Annotated in this window: 2 rRNA genes; both read left to right on the forward strand. The window is 56.8% G+C overall.

Going from position 1 to position 3,501, the window contains the following annotated elements:
- Positions 1-94: 94 nt before the first annotated feature.
- Positions 95-3,275 (forward strand): 23S ribosomal RNA (locus GPZ80_RS31730).
- Positions 3,276-3,382: 107 nt separating this feature from the next.
- Positions 3,383-3,499 (forward strand): 5S ribosomal RNA (rrf, locus tag GPZ80_RS31735).
- The last annotated feature ends 2 nt before the right edge of the window (positions 3,500-3,501 follow it).

A 3,501-nucleotide genomic window follows, 5' to 3' on the forward strand; every position in this document is an offset into this window, starting at 1 on the left:
CCAGCGGAGCGTGAGTGTCCGGTAGGTGTTCTTGGGAATGTGGTGGGTTTCTGGTTGGTGTTTGAGAACTGCACAGTGGATGCGAGCATCTTTGTAGCAAGATATTAAGGGCATACGGTGGATGTCTAGGCATCAGGAGCCGATGAAGGACGTAGGAGGCTGCGATAAGCCTCGGGGAGCTGTCAACCGAGCTGAGATCCGAGGATGTCCGAATGGGGAAACCCGGCATCAGTCATGTGGTGTCACCCGCACCTGAATCTATAGGGTGTGTGGAGGGAACGCGGGGAAGTGAAACATCTCAGTACCCGTAGGAAGAGAAAACAACCGTGATTCCGTGAGTAGTGGCGAGCGAAAGCGGATGAGGCTAAACCGGATACGTGTGATACCCGGCAGGGGTTGCGTGTTCGGGGTCGTGGGACCTTTCGAGTAGTTCTGCCGGACTACTAAGGAGTGAGAAAACACTGTGGTTAGTGGAACGTTGCTGGAAAGCGCGACCGTAGAGGGTGAGAGTCCCGTACGTGAAAACCCGGTGTCTCCTGAGAGTGTTCCCAAGTAGCAGCGAGCTCGTGAAATTTGCTGTGAATCTGGCGGGACCACCCGCTAAGCCTAAATACTTCCTGATGACCGATAGCGGACTAGTACCGTGAGGGAAAGATGAAAAGTACCCCGGGAGGGGAGTGAAAGAGTACCTGAAACCGTGTGCCTACAAGCCGTCAGAGCCTTTCGGGGTGATGGCGTGCCTTTTGAAGAATGAGCCTGCGAGTTAGTGCTGCGTGGCGAGGTTAACCCGTGTGGGGTAGCCGTAGCGAAAGCGAGTCTGAATAGGGCGCTTGAGTCGCGTGGTCTAGACCCGAAGCGGAGTGATCTACCCATGGCCAGGGTGAAGCGACGGTAAGACGTCGTGGAGGCCCGAACCCACTTAGGTTGAAAACTGAGGGGATGAGCTGTGGGTAGGGGTGAAAGGCCAATCAAACTCCGTGATAGCTGGTTCTCCCCGAAATGCATTTAGGTGCAGCGTCGCATGTTTCACACCGGGGGTAGAGCACTGGATGGTCTAGGGGGCCTACAAGCTTACCGAAATCAACCAAACTCCGAATACCGGTGTGTGAGAGTGCGGCAGTGAGACTGCGGGCGATAAGGTTCGTAGTCGAGAGGGAAACAGCCCAGAACACCAGCTAAGGCCCCTAAGTGTGTGCTAAGTGGGAAAGGATGTGGGGTCGCCCAGACAACCAGGAGGTTGGCTTAGAAGCAGCCACCCTTGAAAGAGTGCGTAATAGCTCACTGGTCAAGTGGTCCTGCGCCGACAATGTAGCGGGGCTTAAGCACACCGCCGAAGCTGTGTCATTCACACAATACATCCACTTGTTCCTTCGGGGGCAGGTGCAGTGGTGTGGATGGGTAGGGGAGCGTCGTGCAGCCATGGAAGCGCCGGAGTGATCCAGGTGTGGAGGCTGTGCGAGTGAGAATGCAGGCATGAGTAGCGAAAGAAGAGTGAGAAACTCTTCCGCCGGATGACCAAGGGTTCCTGGGCCAGGCTAATCCGCCCAGGGTAAGTCGGGACCTAAGGCGAGGCCGACAGGCGTAGTCGATGGACAACGGGTTGATATTCCCGTACCCGTGTGGACGCGTCCCTGGTGAGCTCGGTGATACTAACCGCCCAAAGCGATGTTGGTCTTCGGACCGGCAAAGTGGAGCGCGGGACCTGATCCGGTAGTAGCCAAACGATGGGGTGACGCAGGAGGGTAGCTCCGCCAGCAGTTGGTGTCTGGTGTAAGCGTGTAGGCCGGTTGATAGNGATGGGGTGACGCAGGAGGGTAGCTCCGCCAGCAGTTGGTGTCTGGTGTAAGCGTGTAGGCCGGTTGATAGGCAAATCCGTCAACCATCAAGGCTGAGACGTGATGCATAGCCGAATGAGGCGAAGTAGAGTGATCCCATGCTGCCGAGAAAAGCCTCTAGTGAGTTTCCACGCGGCCCGTACCCCAAACCGACACAGGTGGTCAGGTAGAGAATACCAAGGCGATCGGGTGAACTATGGTTAAGGAACTCGGCAAAATGCCCCCGTAACTTCGGGAGAAGGGGGGCCACAGCGCTTGAAGCCTCTTGCAGGCTAGGGCGAGGTGGCCGCAGAGACCAGCGAGAAGCGACTGTTTACTAAAAACACAGGTCCGTGCGAAGTCGCAAGACGATGTATACGGACTGACGCCTGCCCGGTGCTGGAACGTTAAGAGGACCGGTTAGCTCTTCGGGGCGAAGCTGAGAATTTAAGCGCCAGTAAACGGCGGTGGTAACTATAACCATCCTAAGGTAGCGAAATTCCTTGTCGGGTAAGTTCCGACCTGCACGAATGGCGTAACGACTTCTCGACTGTCTCAACCATAGGCCCGGCGAAATTGCACTACGAGTAAAGATGCTCGTTACGCGCGGCAGGACGGAAAGACCCCGGGACCTTTACTATAGCTTGGTATTGGTGCTTGGTTCGGTTTGTGTAGGATAGGTGGGAGACTGTGAAGCTCACACGCCAGTGTGGGTGGAGTCAATCTTGAAATACCACTCTGATCGTACTGAGTGTCTAACTTCGGACCGTGATCCGGTTCAGGGACAGTGCCTGGTGGGTAGTTTAACTGGGGCGGTTGCCTCCCAAAGGGTAACGGAGGCGCCCAAAGGTTCCCTCAGCCTGGTTGGCAATCAGGTGTCGAGTGCAAGTGCACAAGGGAGCTTGACTGTGAGACTGACAGGTCGAGCAGGGACGAAAGTCGGGACTAGTGATCCGGCGCTGGCTGGTGGAAGCGGCGTCGCTCAACGGATAAAAGGTACCCCGGGGATAACAGGCTGATCTTGCCCAAGAGTCCATATCGACGGCATGGTTTGGCACCTCGATGTCGGCTCGTCGCATCCTGGGGCTGGAGTAGGTCCCAAGGGTTGGGCTGTTCGCCCATTAAAGCGGTACGCGAGCTGGGTTTAGAACGTCGTGAGACAGTTCGGTCCCTATCCGCCGCGCGCGCAGGAGACTTGAGGAAGGCTGTCCCTAGTACGAGAGGACCGGGACGGACGAACCTCTGGTGTGCCAGTTGTCCCGCCAGGGGCATGGCTGGTTGGCTACGTTCGGAAGGGATAACCGCTGAAGGCATCTAAGCGGGAAGCTCGTTCCAAGATGAGGTCTCCCACCCCCTTTGAGGGGTTAAGGCCCCCAGCAGACCACTGGGTTGATAGGCCGGAAATGGAAGCCCAGTAATGGGTGGAGTTGACCGGTACTAATAGGCCGAGGGCTTGCTACAAACATGCTACGCATCCACTGTGCGGTGTCTGAGACACCAACCACCCCACCACACCCAACACATTGTGTTGCTGTGTGGGTGGGTTGAGGTTGACAGTTTCATAGAGTTACGGCGGTCATAGCGGCAGGGAAACGCCCGGTCCCATCCCGAACCCGGAAGCTAAGCCTGCCAGCGCCGATGGTACTGCACTCGTGAGGGTGTGGGAGAGTAGGACGCCGCCGGACAA

Origin of the sequence: Actinokineospora xionganensis (genome assembly GCF_014323725.1) — a bacterium.
GTDB lineage: Bacteria > Actinomycetota > Actinomycetes > Mycobacteriales > Pseudonocardiaceae > Actinokineospora > Actinokineospora xionganensis.